General features: G+C 63.1%; 16 protein-coding genes. 3 read left to right on the forward strand and 13 right to left on the reverse strand.

All coding sequences use genetic code 11. The features are described 5' to 3' along the window. Positions 1–32 precede the first annotated feature (32 nt). Complete coding sequence (locus tag U5768_RS23185) at positions 33–1,253, reverse strand: acyl-CoA dehydrogenase family protein (RefSeq protein ID WP_322032734.1); 1,221 nt, start codon at positions 1,251–1,253, stop codon at positions 33–35. Positions 1,254–1,271: 18 nt separating this feature from the next. Beyond that, positions 1,272–2,234, reverse strand: a complete 963-nt coding sequence (locus tag U5768_RS23190) for a sulfonate ABC transporter substrate-binding protein (RefSeq protein ID WP_322032735.1) — start codon at positions 2,232–2,234, stop codon at positions 1,272–1,274. Positions 2,235–2,528: 294 nt separating this feature from the next. Between U5768_RS23190 and U5768_RS23195 the strand changes: the two genes are divergently transcribed. After that, on the forward strand, positions 2,529–3,704 hold the full coding sequence (locus U5768_RS23195; RefSeq protein ID WP_322032736.1) for a fumarylacetoacetate hydrolase family protein: 1,176 nt from the start codon (positions 2,529–2,531) through the stop codon (positions 3,702–3,704). Positions 3,705–3,821: 117 nt separating this feature from the next. On the opposite strand, the gene U5768_RS23200 is transcribed toward U5768_RS23195, so the two are convergent. The 4 genes from U5768_RS23200 to U5768_RS23215 all read right to left on the reverse strand — a co-directional run bounded on the left by U5768_RS23200 (position 3,822) and on the right by U5768_RS23215 (position 8,243). Further along, positions 3,822–4,763, reverse strand: a complete 942-nt coding sequence (locus U5768_RS23200) for an ABC transporter substrate-binding protein (protein WP_322032737.1) — start codon at positions 4,761–4,763, stop codon at positions 3,822–3,824. A 36-nt stretch (positions 4,764–4,799) separates the two neighbouring features. Beyond that, on the reverse strand, positions 4,800–5,825 hold the full coding sequence (locus U5768_RS23205) for an ABC transporter permease (RefSeq protein WP_322032738.1): 1,026 nt from the start codon (positions 5,823–5,825) through the stop codon (positions 4,800–4,802). A 19-nt stretch (positions 5,826–5,844) separates the two neighbouring features. Then, on the reverse strand, positions 5,845–7,356 hold the full coding sequence (locus tag U5768_RS23210) for a sugar ABC transporter ATP-binding protein (RefSeq protein ID WP_322032739.1): 1,512 nt from the start codon (positions 7,354–7,356) through the stop codon (positions 5,845–5,847). 125 nt (positions 7,357–7,481) lie between these two features. Beyond that, a complete protein-coding gene (locus U5768_RS23215; protein ID WP_322032740.1) occupies positions 7,482–8,243 on the reverse strand; it encodes a GntR family transcriptional regulator in 762 nt (253 codons plus the stop codon). Between the two features lie 84 nt (positions 8,244–8,327). Between U5768_RS23215 and U5768_RS23220 the strand changes: the two genes are divergently transcribed. Further along, complete coding sequence (locus tag U5768_RS23220; RefSeq protein ID WP_322032741.1) at positions 8,328–9,626, forward strand: L-fuconate dehydratase; 1,299 nt, start codon at positions 8,328–8,330, stop codon at positions 9,624–9,626. A 31-nt stretch (positions 9,627–9,657) separates the two neighbouring features. Here U5768_RS23220 and U5768_RS23225 read toward each other — a convergent pair whose 3' ends face one another. Next, positions 9,658–10,902 carry an NAD(P)/FAD-dependent oxidoreductase gene (locus U5768_RS23225; RefSeq protein ID WP_322032742.1) on the reverse strand — a complete coding sequence of 415 codons (1,245 nt, stop codon included), beginning with the start codon at positions 10,900–10,902 and terminating at the stop codon, positions 9,658–9,660. A gap of 190 nt (positions 10,903–11,092) precedes the next feature. Here U5768_RS23225 and U5768_RS23230 point away from each other — a divergent pair, with 190 nt between their 5' ends. Then, a complete protein-coding gene (locus tag U5768_RS23230; RefSeq protein ID WP_322032743.1) occupies positions 11,093–11,830 on the forward strand; it encodes a class I SAM-dependent methyltransferase in 738 nt (245 codons plus the stop codon). Positions 11,831–11,860: 30 nt separating this feature from the next. On the opposite strand, the gene U5768_RS23235 is transcribed toward U5768_RS23230, so the two are convergent. From U5768_RS23235 to U5768_RS23260, 6 genes are read right to left on the reverse strand one after another with little or no spacing between them, the layout of a single operon-like run. Next, positions 11,861–12,301 carry an excinuclease ABC subunit A gene (locus U5768_RS23235; protein WP_322032744.1) on the reverse strand — a complete coding sequence of 147 codons (441 nt, stop codon included), beginning with the start codon at positions 12,299–12,301 and terminating at the stop codon, positions 11,861–11,863. 17 nt (positions 12,302–12,318) lie between these two features. Then, the gene (locus U5768_RS23240; protein WP_322032745.1) at positions 12,319–12,774 is read right to left on the reverse strand and encodes a signal peptidase; all 456 of its coding nucleotides are present in this window, start codon (positions 12,772–12,774) and stop codon (positions 12,319–12,321) included. 34 nt (positions 12,775–12,808) lie between these two features. Beyond that, positions 12,809–14,053, reverse strand: coding sequence for a beta-ketoacyl synthase N-terminal-like domain-containing protein (locus U5768_RS23245; RefSeq protein WP_322032746.1), 1,245 nt, complete (start codon positions 14,051–14,053; stop codon positions 12,809–12,811). A 10-nt stretch (positions 14,054–14,063) separates the two neighbouring features. Further along, positions 14,064–15,290, reverse strand: coding sequence for a beta-ketoacyl-ACP synthase (locus U5768_RS23250; RefSeq protein ID WP_322032747.1), 1,227 nt, complete (start codon positions 15,288–15,290; stop codon positions 14,064–14,066). Then, a complete protein-coding gene (locus tag U5768_RS23255; protein ID WP_322032748.1) occupies positions 15,290–16,015 on the reverse strand; it encodes a 3-ketoacyl-ACP reductase FabG2 in 726 nt (241 codons plus the stop codon). The genes U5768_RS23250 and U5768_RS23255 overlap by 1 nt, the downstream gene beginning before the upstream one ends. After that, on the reverse strand, positions 16,012–16,497 hold the full coding sequence (locus tag U5768_RS23260; RefSeq protein WP_322032749.1) for a hotdog family protein: 486 nt from the start codon (positions 16,495–16,497) through the stop codon (positions 16,012–16,014). The genes U5768_RS23255 and U5768_RS23260 overlap by 4 nt, the downstream gene beginning before the upstream one ends. Positions 16,498–16,503 lie beyond the last annotated feature (6 nt).

The following is a 16,503-nucleotide window of genomic DNA, read 5'->3' on the forward strand; positions in this document are numbered from 1 at the left end:
CGCGCGCGTCACGCGGCGGACTCGTGGCAACTTCAGAACACGCGGCCTTCGGTGAGGTGTGTCGTCACGCCATTCAAGACGTAATCGCCTACCACGCGCGCCTTGTGCAGCAACGGGTTGTGACTGAAGATCGTGCGCAGATTGCGCCAATGCCGGTCGAAATTGTGCGCGCGCGAAGTGGCCGAAGCGCCGCCCGCTTCGAACAAACGCTCGGCCGCTTCGAGCGCCAGTTTGCTCACCACGTACTGCGTGCGCGCCGTTGCCAATGCGCCGTCCAGCACGAGTGCATCGGCCTCGGGCGCACCCGCGCGGATCGCTTGCGCCGATCGATCGAGCGTACGGGCGTTCTCGCGCACGAGGCCATCGATCGCGTGGCTATGCGCCGAAAGCGTGCCGACGATCTGCTGAATGAAGGCGTCCTCGCGCGCGGAAGGCGCCGTGCTGTGCAGTACGGGCCGCCCGTGTTCCAGCACATAACGCTTCGCATCCGTCACCACGTTGCGCACGATGCCCGCCGCCACCGCCACGAGGTGCAACTGACGCAGCGCGCCCGTGTGACGGCCCGCGAGCGTGGCGAGGCCGCGTTCCGCGATCTCGTCCGCATGCACGAGCAGATTCTCGAACACGAGACTGCCGCTCGCCGTCATGCGCTGCCCCATGCCGTCCCAGTCGTCGAGCACCGTGAACCCTTCGCGGTGCACCGGCACAATCGCCACTACGGGCTGGCCCGCGTCGTTCAGCACGCTCAGCCGCGCGTAGTCGGAAAAGGCCGTGCCGGTCGAATAGTATTTGCGGCCGTCGAGCCGGTAGTGCTCGCCATCGCGCCTGAGCGCCGTGGTGTGTTCGCCCGGACGCGACGTACCGAGTTCCGTCGAGGCGCCGCCGAAGATCGCGCCGTCAATCACGCGCTGGATCTGCAAATCGTTGAACGGCGTGCGCGCCGAGAGCAGCAGTACTTCGGTCTGGTCGTAATGAAGGCGCAGCGCGTGCGCGAGATTGCTGTCGGCCGCGGCAAGCGTCGCGATTACGTCGAATTCGTCCACCAGCGAGCCGCCCAGACCGCCCCATTCCACCGGCAACCTGAGGCGCCCTAGTCCCGAGCGCCGGAACGCGTCGAAACCCTCGAAAGGCAATTCGCGGCGCCCTTCGCGCGCCGCTGCTTCCTTGCCGATTTTATTCGCGAGCGACGGCAAATTGTCGAGTGCGTCCTGCAACGACAAACCGGCTGGAAGTGGAGTCATAAGAGCGGACATCGGATTTTCCTTGTAGTGCTAAACGATTCCCGGCGCCGCCGCTTCCAGCACGTTTACGCGTTTCGGAATCAGCTTGAGGTCGAAGAACGTATTGGCGATCTGCTGCTGCTCGGCAAGGATGGCCTTCGTGATCGGGCCCGTGCCGAATTGCACGCGTCCAATCGCCTCGCTAACCACGTCATTGGGCAGGCCCCATAACTGCGCGAGCTGAGTGGCGAGCGCAGCCCGATTGGCTTGCCCCCACTGATCGATCTGGCTCAGTTCTTCGATAAGGATCTTGACGACATCGGGATTCTGTTTCGCATAACTGAGCGAAGAGAAATAGTAGGCACGATTGCCGACCACGCCGGTTGCATCGGCGAGAATACGGGCGTCGAGGGTTTTTTGCGCAGCGGCGAGAAACGGGTCCCAGATCACCCAGGCGTCGATGGCGCCGCGCTCGAACGCGGCGCGTGCGTCGGCGGGCGCGAGGAACACGACTTTCACGTCGCCATATTGAATGTTGTGCGCTTGCAGCAGCTTGACGAGGAAATAGTGGACGTTGCTGCCGCGATTGAGTGCGATCGCCTTGCCTTTGAGATCGGCCACGCTGCGAATGGCCGAAGCGTGAGGCACGAGCACCGCTTCCGCCTGCGGGCGCGGCACCGTGGCCGCCACATAGGCGAGCGGTGCACCGGCGGCCTGCGCGAAAATGGGAGGCGCCTCTCCCACGTCGCCAAAGTCGATCGAACCGACATTGAGCGCTTCGAGTTGCACCGGGCCCGCGTCGAACTCAGTCCACGTGACCGAGACGCCAAGCGGAGCAAGACGCTTTTCGAGCGTGCCACGCCCCTTCAGCAGGCTCAGATAACCTTTCTGATTCCCTACGCGCAGCGTACGCGACGTGCTGGCCGCGCGCGCGGTCCCCGAACTGAGCGCCGGCAAAGCGGCGAGCGCGGCGGTCCCGGCTGCGATTCGAATGAAATTGCGGCGTGCGTTCATGCTCGGCTGCCTCGACGTGAAATCGGTGATGAATAAGGGAAGAAGCCGATCTTATAAGCCGTTCGTCAGCCTGAAAACCATCAAATCCTGCGTTTCTAATTCCCACCGCAGATAACCGCGTTGCCGCCGGCGCATCAAGTCGATTAGTTAGTTATCCGTATATTGGTTAGGGCCAGCCACCACGATGGCAACCGCTCGCGCGTCCAGCCTGTTGGAAAATGTGACGCTCCTTTGGACGCACGCGCTCATCCGCCCTACGATGCGTGTCGCAACTCTCACTCCGGAACGCCCGCCATGTCCTCAACATCCGCTTGTCTCCCCCATGACCTCGATAACGCGTTGCTCGTCGGCCGCGTCTGGCGGCCCACGCCAGAAGGCGACGGGCCGTGCGTCGTCGTGGTGCGCGGCGGCATGGTCTTCGACATTTCGCAGGTTGCGCCCACCACAGCCGACTTGTTCGAGTACGAGGATCTGCTCGATGTCGTGCGGCATACACCGGGCGAGCCGCTCGGCACGGCCGAAGCGCTGATCGAACACAGCCTCGCGGGCGATCGCCCCGCAGACCGCCCTTCACTGCTCGCGCCGTGCGACCTGCAACCCATCAAGGCTTGCGGCGTGACTTTCGCGGTAAGTCTTCTGGAACGCGTGATCGAAGAACAGGCCGGGGGCGATCCGGCAAAAGCGCAGGACGTGCGCGCTGAAATCACGAAGCTCATCGGCACCGATCTTTCGAAAGTCAGGCCCGGTTCCGAAGCTGCGAGCAAGTTGAAGGAAGAACTTCAGCGCCGTGGCGCGTGGTCGCAATACATGGAAGTCGGCATCGGCCCGGACGCCGAAGTGTTTTCCAAGTCCCAAGCCATGTCCTCGGTCGGTTTCGGCGCCGAAATCGGCTTGCATCCGGCCTCTGCGTGGAATAACCCCGAACCCGAGATCGTACTCGCGGTGAACAGTCACGGCGAAGTGGTCGGGGCGACGCTCGGCAACGACGTCAATCTGCGCGACATCGAAGGCCGCTCCGCGCTGTTACTCGGCAAATGCAAGGACAACAACGGCTCGTGCGCAATCGGCCCATTCATTCGTTTATTCGACGAAGCGTTCACGCTCGACTCGGTGCGCGCCGCGAGCGTTTCGCTTCGCGTGGAAGGCGCGGACGACGACTTCCTGCTCGAAGGCGTGAGCCACATGCGGGAAATCAGCCGCGACCCGCTCGATCTCGTTTCGCAGGCCTGGGGGCGCCATCATCAGTACCCCGATGGCTTCATGCTGTTCCTCGGCACGATGTTCTCACCGATCAAGGACCGCGACGCGCCCGGCGGCGGCTTCACGCACCACCTCGGCGATCGCGTCACGATCAGCGCGCCGCCCCTCGGCGCCATCGTCAACACCGTGCGCCTTTGCACCGAAATCGAACCGTGGACATTCGGTGTGCGCGCGCTTTACGCGAATCTCGCCGGGCGCGGTCTCTTTTAACCGGCGCTAATCCGTAACGCAGACAGAAAATTACGCATAAAAAAAGGAGACCAGATGTCGAATCCGGTCTCCGTCTTTTATTCCAGCCTCTTTAAAACTGCGCGTCGTCCACGCACATCAGTCGTAAAGCACCGCAGCGATCTTCGGATCGTTCATATTGGTTTTGTCGTACCAGTAGAAGCCCGTGTCGATTTTCCTCGGCAGCGTTTCGCCCTTCAACGCCTTCGCCGCCGAATCGACGACGCACTTGCCGATGCCCACCGGGTTCTGCGTAATCGCGCCCGCCATAAGGCCGGACATGATGGCCTCCTTCTGCTCCTTGCCCGAGTCGAAACCGATCAGCACCAGCTTCTTGCCCGACTCCTTTACGCCAATCGCAGCACCCTCCGCCGAGCCTTCATTGGCGCCGAAAATGCCCTTGAGATTCGGATTCGCTTGAATCATGGCCTTGGCGATTTCCGCCGATTTCAGGTGGTCGCCCGCGCCATACTGCACGGAAACGATCTTGATGCCGGGATGCTTCGTTTTCATCTGGTTGAGGAAACCGTCGCGCCGGTCGATACCCGTGCGGCTCGTCTGGTCATGCACAATGACGCCCACTTCGCCGGAATTGCCGATCATCTCCGCCATCTTGTCGGCGGCGAGGCCGGCGGCGGCGAGATTGTCGGTGGCGCAGGTCGTGAGCGGAATATCGCTGTCGACACCCGAGTCGAATGCGATCACAGGAATCTTGCTGGCCTGCGCGCGTTTGAGCAGCGGAATGGCGGCCTTGCTGTCGAGCGCGGCAATACCGAGCGCTTGCGGTTTCTTGGCGAGCGCGGCGGAAAGCATGTCGATCTGCTTGTCGACCATGGCCTCGGTTTCGGGGCCTTCGAACGTGATCCTGACGTTGTTCGCCTTCGCCGACTGCTCCGCGCCGGATTTCACGGCTTGCCAGAACTGATGCTGGAAGCCCTTCGAAATGATCGGAATGTAGGGTTCCTCGGCATACGTCATGCTCGACGCGCCCATGAGCGCGCCGGCTCCGATTACGGCAGTGATCAGTTTTCTTTTCAACATGACATTTCTCCTCCAAAGGTGGGCCATAGACCTCTTTCAACTCTTCTTGCGCCGCAAGATATCCGCATAAACCGCGAGGATGATGATGAGCCCCGTCACCACGATCTGCCATTCCTGCGCGACCGACATGATGCGCAGACCGTTGGTCAGCACGCTCATGATGAACGCGCCGATGATGGTGCCGAGTATCGTGCCCGAACCGCCGCTCAGCGACGTGCCGCCGATCACGACCGCCGCGATGGCTTCCAGCTCGTAACCCTGGCCGAGCGCCGGTTGCGCCGAATTCAGGCGCGAAGCGATCAGGAGTCCTGCAATACCGCATATCGCGCCGCCCAGGCCATAAATCGCAATCTTCCAGCGATCGACATTCACGCCCGAAAGACGCACGGCCTCCTCGTTGCTGCCGAGCGCGAACGTATAGCGGCCGAGCGCCGTGCGGTTGAGCGTGATCGAACTCGCAATGGCGAGCACGAACAGAATCAGCACGGCATTCGGTATGGGCACGCTGGGCAAAAAATAGCCGATCAGCGAGTCCTGCGAAATCATGTAGAAGTTTTCGGTGTCGGTGAAATAAATGGGCTTGTCGGACGAAACGACAAGCGAAAGCCCTTTGAGCAGCAGCATCATGCCTAGCGTGGCGATGAACGGCGGGATCTTCATCTTCGCCGTGAGCGTGCCCGAAACGGTTCCGCATACCGCGCCGGTGCCGATGGCGGCAAGCACGCCGATCCACATCGGCAAGTGCCAGTAGGTTAGAAATACGCCGCAAATCACGGCCGTAAATGTCATCAACGTGCCGACGGACAAATCTATGCCGCCTGTGATGATGACGAACGTGCTGGCAATGGCAAGCACGCCGTTTACGGCGGTGGCCTGAAGGATGCCGAGGATGTTGTCCATCTGCATGAATGCAGGCGAGGCAAAGCTGAAAAAGATCAGCAGCAGGATGAGGGTCGCGAACGCGAGCATTTTCTGTAGCGCAGTGGGCGAGAAAATGCGCGCCCTTAATCCGGGCGACCGTTTCTGGTCGGCCAGCGCCGCAGTGTCCGATTGCATAGTCATGGATTCGACCTCTTGAGGCTCATGCTGCTTGCAAGGTTTCGCGCTGGGTCGCGAGATGCATGATGCGCTCCTGGGTCGCCTCACTGGCGGAAAGTTCGCCAGTAACACGGCCTTCGCACATCACTACGATCCGGTCGCTCATGCGCAGGATTTCCGGAAGTTCCGACGAGATCATCACGATCGCCTTGCCTTGTTCCGCAAGCGCGCGCAACAGCTTGTAGATCTCGCTTTTTGCGCCAACGTCGATACCGCGTGTGGGTTCGTCGAAGAAAAGCACGTCACAGTCGCGCTCCAGCCACTTCGCGATGACGATCTTCTGCTGGTTGCCGCCCGAGAGCAGCCGCACCGGCTGCGTGGCCGAAGGCGTGCGAATGGCGAGCAGACTGATGAAATGCGCCGCCCTCCTGCGTATCTGCATACGGCGCAAAAACAGATTCAGCGAAAGGAATTTGCCGAGATTGGACATCACGATATTCGATTCGACATCCATGCCGGTTGCGAGTCCGAAGCGCTTGCGGTCCTCGGAGAGATAGCCGATGCTGTGCGCAACGGCGTCGCTCGGCTTCTTGATCGAGGCTTTCGCGCCCTTCACGAAGATCTCGCCGGATTCGACCGGGTCTGCGCCGAACACGGCGCGCGCGACTTCGGTGCGGCCCGCGCCCATGAGCCCCGCAAAGCCCAGTATTTCGCCTTTGCGCAACGTGAAGCTCACGTCGCGCACGAGCGGACCGGCGTTCAGGTGCTTCACTTCGAGCGCGATTTCGCCCAGATGCGCGGGAGCCTGATACGGCGCGACGTCGGCGAGCGTTCTGCCAACCATCATGCCGATAATGGCCTGCACGCTCGTATCGGCGGCGGCGACGGTGGCCACGTATTCGCCGTCGCGCAACACGGTCACGCGATCTGCAATCTGCTTGAGTTCGTCCATCTTGTGCGAGATATAGACGATCCCTACGCCCCGCTCTTTCAACTGGCGAATGATGCGGAAAAGCTCGGCGATTTCCGCGTCGTTGAGCGCGGAAGTCGGCTCGTCCATGATGAGCACGCGCGAATCGTACGACAGCGCCTTGGCAATCTCGACCATCTGCTGGCTCGCGACCGTGAGCGAACCGACCACGGTGCGCGGGTCGAGCGGCACGTGCATGCGCGAGAGAATGGCGCGCGCCTGTGCATTGAGTTTGTCGTCGTCGAGAAAGAGCCCGAGGCGTCCGCGCGGCTCGCGGCCGATGAACATGTTTTGCGCGACGGTCAGATGATTCATCAGTTGGAGTTCCTGATGAATGATGCCGACGCCCGCGTCCTGGGCCTCGCGCGGACTCGCGAACGCCACGGGCTGGCCGTCATGGAGAATGTCGCCCGAGTCGCGCGTATACACGCCCGCGAGAATCTTCATTAACGTCGATTTGCCTGCGCCGTTCTCGCCCATCAGCGCGTGCACCTCGCCCGCCATGAGTTCGAATTGCACCTCGTGAAGCGCCCTCACGCCGGGAAAACTCTTGCTGAGCTTGTTGACGGAAATGAGCGGCGTCATGGCGCAAATCCGCAAAGAAAAGCCAGACACATTACCGGAGCCCCTTGATTGCGTGCGCGGCGCTGCTTGCGGCGCGGCACGAAGGTGGTTGAAGTAGGGTCGTTGCTTGACGTAAAACTGGTTGCTCAAGGTGCAAAAAGATCGGGCCGCTCTTTCGCGGACCGGTGCAATTCCTCGATCACCTGATCGAGATGATCGTGCATCGCTTTTGCCGCCGCGTCGGCGCGGCCGGCGCGAATGGCTTCGAAAATGCGTTCGTGTTCGTCGAGCGTGTGCGCAAGACGCTCAGGACTCGCCAACAATTGCCTTGCGCGATCCAGCGCGTTGCGCGACACCGCGACAATTTCTTTTACGCGCGGCAAATTCACTGCATCGAGCAGGATTTCATGAAACGCAAGATCAAGCTCATGAAACACGAGACGCTGACCATTACCGGCGACCTTGCGCTGCTCTTCGAGATTCGCGGCCAACGCGTCGACTGTGGCGCTCTGCTTCATGCGCGCGACACCGCGTACCGTTTCGACTTCGAGCGCGCTACGAATGAACAGATGCTGGCGAATATCGTCGAGCGCAATTGGCTTTACCCGCGTGCCGCGCTGCGGCAAAACTTCGACGAGACCCGCGTGCGCAAGCTTCGCCAGCGCGGCGGAAACCGGAAAGCGCGACACGCCCATGCGTTCGCAGACCGCCATCTTGTCGATCATCATTCCGGGTTCCAGCGCGAGCGTGACGATCGCCTCTCGCAACGCCTGCTCTACCGCATCGGTCAGGCTCCCGCGCTCACCGCCCTTGATCTTTTGCAGTGCGACATAAGGATTGCCGGCGACACTCGCCACTTCGGATGAAGAGTTCACGGCGGGCTTGATTTTGAGAAGACATGCTAGCATGCTAGGTAGCAGATTCAGCGTTGTCAACGCGTGCAAACGCCTGGTTTTCCCTACCCGAAGCCTTCCCTTCCCGAGGGAGTTCGAATGACCACGATCACCAATCTGTCCGTTCGCGATATCCGCTTTCCCACATCGCGTTCGCTCGACGGCTCCGACGCCATGAACGCCGCGCCGGATTATTCCGCGACCTACGTCACGCTCGAAACCGATTCCCCAGACAAATTCACGGGTCACGGTCTCACATTCACCATCGGCCGCGGCAATGAAATTTGCGTGACGGCCGTCAATGCGCTGGCGCCTCTCATCGTCGGCAAGCGGCTCGAAGACATTACGGCGGACATGGGCGCGTTCTGGCGTGCATTTACTTCGGACAGCCAATTACGCTGGATCGGCCCGGACAAAGGCGCGATTCATCTCGCTACCGCAGCGGTCGTCAACGCCGTGTGGGACCTGTGGGCCAAATCGGTCGGCAAGCCTGTATGGAAACTGCTCGCCGACATGAGCCCCGAGGAACTCGTGCGCTGCCTGGATTTTCGCTACGTGACCGATGCGATTACGCCATACGAAGCGCTCGCCATACTGCACCGTCACGCGAAAACAAAGGGCGAGCGCGAAGCGGAAATGCTCGCGCAAGGTTATCCCGCCTATACGACGTCGGCCGGCTGGCTAGGCTACGACGACGACAAGATCCGCCGCCTCGCGCGCGAAGGCGTTGCGCTGGGCTGGACGCACTTCAAGCAGAAAGTGGGCGGCAATCTGGACGAAGACGTGCGGCGCGCCCGCATTCTGCGCGAGGAAATCGGCGAAAACCTGAAGCTGATGATGGATGCCAACCAGGTATGGGACGTGGACGAAGCGGTGGCGAACATGCGGCGCCTGGCGGAGTTCGACCCGTGGTGGATCGAAGAGCCGACCAGTCCCGACGATATTCTCGGCCATGCCGAGATTCGCCGGCGCCTGGGGAAAATTGGCGTCGCGACGGGCGAACATTGCCACAATCGCGTGATGTTCAAGCAGTTGTTGCAAGCCCAGGCGATCGATTTTTGTCAGGTAGATGCCTGCCGCTTAGGTGGACTGAACGAAGTGATTGTCGTGCTGTTGATGGCCGCGAAATTCGGCGTTCCGGTATGCCCGCATGCGGGCGGCGTGGGACTGTGCGAGTACGTGCAGCATATTTCGCTGTTCGACTATCTGTGCGTTTCGGCCTCGCTGGAGAACCGGGTGCTCGAGTATGTCGATCATTTGCACGAGCATTTCGTCGATCCCGTCGTGATACGTAATGGCCGGTATATGCCGCCCGGCAAGCCCGGCTATAGCATCGAAATGAAGCCGGACTCGCTCGAGAAACATACTTTCCCCGAGGGCGAGGCCTGGCGGAGTTAGTTTTCGGCGCCCATACGTCCCTGCGCCGCGATTACATGGACCGCTTGCACGCCTCGTGCAGCACGTTGAGCCTGCGCACCGGTTCCGCCACGTAAGGGTTGCTTTCATCCCATGCGTAGCCTGCCAGCACGGAGCTAATCATCCGGCGGATCAGGGGCGTCTGGCGCGGATAATAAATGATGTCCTGCAGCTCGCCGGAGTACCAGCGCTCGACGAACGCGCGGAACGTATCGATACCCTTGCGCAGCGGCACGTCGTATTCGGCCTGCCAGTCCACGGCCGCGCCGCCGAGCGAGCGTTCCAGCGCCTTCACGGCCAGGTGCGCGGAACGTAGTGCAATGGTGACGCCCGAAGAAAACACCGGATCGAGAAACTCACCCGCATTGCCGAGCAACGCATAACCGGGCCCATGCAATCGTTCGACGTTGGCGGAATAGCCGCCGATGTGATTCACGGGCATGAGAAACGGCGCGTCGCCGATCAGTCGGTTCAGCGTCGGTTCCTCGCGAATGAGTGCGCGCAGCCGCGCCTCGCGTTCTGCTTGCGGCACGTCGAGGAAGGCAGCGTCGGCGACACAGCCCACCGACGAGCGGCCGCCCGCGAGCGGGATCATCCAGAACCACACGTCGCGGCGCTCGGGGTGCGTGGCAATGCAAATCTTGTTGCGATCGAAGGCGTCCAGCGTCAAGCCGTCGCGCACGTGACTGAAGATCGCGGCGCGTGTGGGCAAACCGGTCGGCGCTTCGAGATTCAGAAGGCGCGGCAGAACGCGGCCAAAGCCGCTCGCATCCAGCACGAAACGCGCGTGCACTTCATAGCGCGCCTGGTTTTCGTCGACGACTTCCAGCACCGGCGCGTCGCCCGTGCGCATGGCGGCCACGGTATGACCGAAGCGCACCTCGGCGCCCTGCTGCGCGGCGCAGTCGATCAGCACCTGGTCGAATTTCGCGCGCTCCACCTGGTACGTCGTGCCCCAGCCCGCCGAATGCTTGTCACGAAAGTCGTAAGCCGTGGCCTGATCGCGCCATACGAAATGCGCACCGTTCTTGTATTGAAAGCCGGCCTCCACCACCGCCTGCAGCATGCCGGCTTCTTCGAGATATTCCATGCTTTGCGGCAGGAGACTTTCGCCAATCGAAAAGCGCGGAAAATGCTGGCGCTCCAGCACGAGCACCGAACGCCCGGCCTGGCGCAACAAGGCGGCCGCCACCGCGCCCGAGGGCCCCGCGCCGATGATCGCCACGTCGACGTCTTCGCGTCGTGCGGATGGGTTCATACCTGCTTCTTCAGTGCTCTTTTCCATAGTCCTATGCCTTCTTTACGTCTGTCACGTCTTGTTACGCGTTGTATACCCAATGCAAGCGCGCAGCAGCGCGCGAAACCGTGATTCTGACACCCTTGGCCGTGCCCTTGCATTTACAATGCCGGTTCTCGTTTCACGACCGCATTCGCGACGGATAAAAAATATGTCGGTTTCCGAATCAAATTACGTGCCGTTCGTGCCGGAGACGGCCTTCGGCATCTGGTTTCTGCGCACCCATACGTGGGAGCATCATGTGCTGCGCGTGGCGATCAACGACCTCAAGCGGCTCGTGGACGTGCGTTTGCCCGAGGCACCCGAAATCGTCGACGTGGGCTGCGGCCAGGGCAAGTCGTTCCGTCTGCTGGCCGAGGCTTTCCGCCCGCGCCGCATCGTTGGGATCGACTACCACGAGGCTTCGCTGGAACTCGCGGCGCGCGCCGCGCGCACCTGCCAGGACACATTGCGGCCCCAAACCGCATTCGAGCTGCTGCACGGCGACTGCGCGAGTCTGCCGCTGCCCACGGCCAGCGCGGACATTGTTTTCTGTCACCAGACTTTCCATCATCTGGTCGAACAGGAACGCGCGCTCGCGGAGTTCCACCGCGTGCTCAAACCGGGCGGCGTGCTGCTGTTCGCCGAATCCACCGAAGCCTATATCCGCTCGTGGGTGATCCGTCTGCTGTTCCGCCATCCCATGCACGTGCAAAAGAGCGCCAGCGGCTACCTCGACATGATCCGCGCGGCCGGCTTCCGCTTTTCGGAGCGCAATGTTTCGCTGCCCTATCTATGGTGGAGCCGCGCGGCCGACTTCGGTCTGTTCGAACGAATCGGCCTGCATCATCCCAAGCCCGGCAAGCGGCGCGAAACGCTGGTCAACGTCGCCGCCGTCAAGGCGGCGTGAGCCGGGTCGCGCGCCGCCGCCTGCTGCGGCTTACTTGCCGCCCTTGAGCGTCACCACGTCGCCTACGAGCGCCACGCCGGCGACCATTGCGCCCGCGCCGCACGTAAATTCCGTGGCGCTCTCGCGCAGTTCGTTCTTGTAATTGCTCTTGATGTTGATGACGGCGTTGCCGCCTTCCTTGCGCGCGCGTTCCTGCAATTCGGCCACGGCCGAAAGAAACACGTGCTGGCAGGCCGCTTCGTCGCTCTTGCCGAACGCATTCGTCTTCTTGTTCGTGGAGAACTGGCCCAACGTCTTCGCCACGGCCGGATGCGGCTGGCCCGCGAAGTACAGCGCAACGTCGTCGCTCACCTTGCCGGGCTCGCTCTTGAGCGCCGCGTCCACGGCGTAGGTATCGACCGTATTGCGTGCGTAGGCGTGCGACGTCGCGAAGGCCGCGCACAGCGCGGCGAACATCCACAGTTTCTTCATTGTATTTCTCCGTTGGTTCAATGGGCTTGCAGCACGACGAGATCGCCCGTGACGGCAATGGCCGCCGCGCTCGGGCTCACGCCGCAGGTGAAGTCGGTGGCCGATCCGGTTTCGGTGCCGTGAAAGCGCGTGCTTACGTTGATGACGGCGTTGGCGCCCTTGTTCTGGGCGTCGGCGCGCAGCTTGTCGAGCGCGGCGGCGAGCGCCTTGTTGCAGGTGGCCTCGGCGCCGTCGGTCGCGCGGGCGACGCGCACGGAATGCGAGGCGTCACCCACGCGGCGCGCCACTTCCGGATGCGGCTGCGTGCCGAAATACACGGGGATCTTCGCGGCGGGATCGGCGCTGGATGCGGCTTTGGCGGTCGAAAGGGACGCTGCGGGCTGGATCGGCAGCGTAAGGCGCTGCGATCCGCAACCGGCCAACGTCAGGCCGACGATAGCGGCCATGCTCAACGAGAGACTAGTTTTTTTCATTGGAATCCTTACTATTTTCAGGGTTGCCCGAAATTCAGACTGCATTCCAGGCGCGCAATACCAGGCTCGCGCAACTGCCGCCGAACCCGAACGAAACCGACATCGCCGTATCGATGCGCGCTTCACGCGTTTCGCGCACGAGCGGCATGCCGGCAGCCGCGGCATCGAGCGTCTCGATGCCCACGGCGCCCGCCATCCAGCGCTCGCGCATCATCAGCAGGGTGTAGATCGCTTCGTGCGCGCCGCATGCGCCGAGCGGATGGCCGCTGAGCGCCTTCGTCGACGAAAACGCGGGCACGTCGCCGCCAAACACGTCGCGCAGCGCCAGCAATTCCTCGATATCGCCCGAAGGCGTCGAAGGCGCATGCGTGTTGATATAGTCGGGACGGCTGCCGGCCTCCGCGAGCGCCTCGCGCATGGCGCGCGCAATGCCGCCCGCCTGCGGCGCGACCATATGCGCGCCATCGGTGCCATGACCGTAGCCGATTAGCTCCGCGTAGATGCGCGCGTTGCGCGCCTGCGCATGCGCGAGCGATTCGAGCACCAGAATCCCCGCGCCCGAGCCGATCACGAAACCGTCGCGCTGCGCGTCGTACGGCCTCGAAGCACGCTGCGGCGTGTCGTTGAAGCCGCGCGAGAGCGCGCCCATCGCGTCGAACATCAACGTCATGTTGTCGTGCAACCCTTCGGCGCCGCCCGCGAGCACGATGTCCTGGCGTCCCGTCTGGATCAGTTGCATGGCCTGGCCTATGGCGAGCGCGGAAGTCGTACACGCCGACGAAGGCGAATAGGTCACGCCCTCCATACCGAATACGTGCGCAAGATTCGCCGATGTCGTGCTGCTCATCGCCTGCGGCACGGTGTAGGGCGGCACACGGTCGATACCGCGCGCGTTGGCGCTTTCCATGGCCGCGTCGTAAGCGGACATCGTGCCGACGCCCGAGCCCACCACCGCGCCGGCGCGTGGCGTGCGCAGCGTATGCGCGTCGAGGTGCGCATCGGCGATGGCGCTGCGCGCGGCGTGGCACGCGAAGCGCGCGGTGTCGCCCATGAAGCGTTCGGCCTTGCGCTCGAACGGCGCTTCGCCCTCCAGCGAAGCCACGGCCGCCACCTGGCTCGCGAAGCCGCGATCGCGCCACGCCTGAACGCGCGTGATGCCGTCGTGCCCGTCGCGCAGCCGCGCAGCGACGCTTTCCAGCGTATTGCCGAGGCACGAGACGATGCCCATGCCCGTCACGACGACGCGCCGCAAGCCGCTCGCTGATAACGATGTGCGCATGTTCAACGGCTCAGCGCACACACCGGAAGATCAGCGACGTATTCACGCCGCCAAACGCGAAGTTGTTGCTCATCACATATTCGGCGTCTATGGCGCGCGGCTCGCCCATGATGTAGTCGAGCGGCGCACAGGCCGGATCGACGTGGGTCAGGTTGAGCGTGGGCGCGTACTCGTTGCGCTTCATCATTTCGATCGTCCACCAGGCCTCGATCGCGCCACAGGCCCCTAGCGTGTGGCCGATGTAGCTCTTGAGCGAACTGATCGGCACGCGCTCGCCGAAGGTCTGCGCCGTGGCCTGGCTTTCGGCAACGTCGCCGCGATCCGTCGATGTACCGTGCGCATTCACATAGGCAATCGCTGCGGGGGACAACTGCGCGTCGGCCAGCGCCTGGCGCATCGCAACCGCCATCGTCGCCGCCGTGGGCTGCGTGATATGCGCGCCGTCCGAGTTACAGCCGAAGCCCACCACTTCCGCATGAATGCGCGCGCCGCGCGCCACGGCGTGCTCGTATTCTTCCAGCACGAGCGTCGCCGCGCCCTCGCCCACCACGAGCCCGTCGCGCGCGGCGTCGAACGGGCGCGGCGTGAGTTGCGGCTCGTCGTTGCGCGTGCTCGTGGCGTAGAGCATGTCGAACACGGCTACGCCCGGCCCCGAAAGTTCCTCCGCGCCGCCCGCGAGCATCAGCGTTTGCTTGCCGTTCGCGATCATCTCGTACGCGTAGCCGATTGCCTGGCTGCCCGAAGCACACGCGCACGACGTCGGCACGATGCGCCCCTTGAGGTCCCAGAAGAGGCTCACGTTCACAGCCGTGGTGTGCGGCATCATCTGCACGTAGCTGTTCGACGTCACGTCGCTCATCGAGCCCGTTTCGAGCATCTTGCCGAACGCGCGCACCGGCTCGACCGAACCGGCCGACGATCCGTACGCCACGCCCATGCGGCCGTCCTTGATCGACGGATCGTCGAGCAGGCCGGCGTCGGCCAGCGCGTGTTCGCTCGCGCGCACGGCGTAGAGCGAAACCGGACCCATCGAGCGCGTTTTCTTGCGCGGATAATGGTCAGGAGTGTTGAACGCTGGCAGCGGGCATGCCAGGCGCGTATGCAGCGCCTCGATATAGTCCCAGTCGTGCACGCGCTTGACGGCGTTCACGCCACCCCTGAGCGCGGCTTCCACCTGCGCCCACTGATCGCCGAGTGCGGTCACGCCGCCCATGCCGGTAATGACGACGCGCTTCATCAGACCATCCCGCCGTTTACGCCGATGACCTGGCGCGTGACATAAGACGCCGCGTCGGACATCAGGAAGCCCACCACGGCCGCGACTTCGGCGGGCTGCCCCACGCGGTTCATCGGCACGGCCTTGAGCGCGTGCTCCAGCGGAACGTCGTCGAGCATGCCCGTATCCACGAGCCCCGGCGCGACGCTGTTCACGGTGATGTTGCGCGTAGCCAGTTCCACCGCGAGCGCTTTCGTCGCGCCGATCAGCCCGGCCTTCGCGGCGCTGTAGTTCACCTGGCCGCGATTGCCCGTCACGCCCGACACCGAAGCCACCGTCACGATGCGGCCGCCCTTGCGCGCACGCACCATCGGCATGACGAGCGGATGCACGACGTTGTAGAACGCATCGAGGCCCGTTTCGAGCACGATGTCCCAGTCCTCGTCGGTCAGTGCGGGAAAGGCGGCGTCACGCGTCACGCCCGCGCAGCAAACGATGCCGTAGTACGCGCCGTGCGCCGCCACGTCCTCTTCGAGCGCCGCGCGGCATGCGGCGCGGTCGCGCACGTCGAACTGCAGCACACTGGCCGTGCCGCCCTGCGCGACGATGCCTGCCGTGACGGCCTCGGCTTCGTTGCGGCCCGTGCGGCAATGCACGGTCACGGCGAAGCCGTCCGCGGCGAGATGGTAGGCGACCGCGCGACCGATGCCGCGGCTCGCGCCGGTGACGAGAACACGCCGGCTCATGATCTGGAATTCTCCTCGATGAAAGTCTGAAAATCGCGCGGCTGATACACCTTCACGGTGGCCTGCGCCAATAGTTTGTCGTCCTGATTGATGGCGCAGCCGTACGCGCCGTGGCCTTCTTCGCTGCGCAGCAGTTCGTTGACCGTTACGTGGAGCGGCGCGCCGCTTGCGAACGCATCTTGCGCTGTTTCATAGCGTCGGGTGCCAAGCAGCACGCCTGGGCGCGCGGGCTTGCCGTCGCGCATGGACAGCAGGCCCACGTGCGCGGCGATTGCCTGCGCCATCAGTTCGATGCCGATCCACGCGGGCATCGCACCCTGCTCGTCGGCGTACCACGCATCGGCGCGCACGTTCGCCAGCGCCGTGAGCGACTGGTCGCCGCATGCAGCGACCGAATCGAGCAGCAGCATCGTGCCGCGGTGCGGGATGATGGCTTCGATCGGCGGGAACGCGTGCGTCGCTGTTGAAAGCGAAGAATTCATGGTCTC

Source organism: Paraburkholderia sp. J76, assembly GCF_905220295.1.
Lineage (GTDB): Bacteria > Pseudomonadota > Gammaproteobacteria > Burkholderiales > Burkholderiaceae > Paraburkholderia.